The organism is Gilvimarinus sp. 1_MG-2023 (assembly GCF_030548285.1).
The window spans coordinates 1-265 of sequence record NZ_JAUOSC010001113.1 but is presented as its reverse complement, the minus strand read 5'-3'; the positions used below and the strand labels follow the sequence as shown (position 1 = coordinate 265).

The window sequence follows — 265 nt, the reverse complement described above, 5'->3', positions numbered from 1 at the left end:
GCCCAGACGGTTGGCTTCCAGCTCCTTGCGGATACGGGTACTGCTGACGCGTTCTCCGGCCACCAGAAAGGTCGAGGAGTCCTGCACCACAAAACCGTATTGCTGGCCAGCACTGGCCAGCAGCGCATAATCACCCCGGCGATCACAGCCAAAGCGGAAGTCATCTCCCACGATCAGATGGCGAATACCGAGCGTATCCACCAGTACCTGCTTGATAAAATCATCCGCCGACATTGATCGCAGCGCCTGATTAAACGGCAGGCAC

General features: G+C 57.7%; 1 pseudogene. It reads right to left on the bottom strand.

Features of this window, described 5'->3' with window-relative positions:
• Positions 1 to 265, bottom strand: a pseudogene (locus Q4563_RS20310) (bifunctional riboflavin kinase/FAD synthetase); the annotation flags it as partial.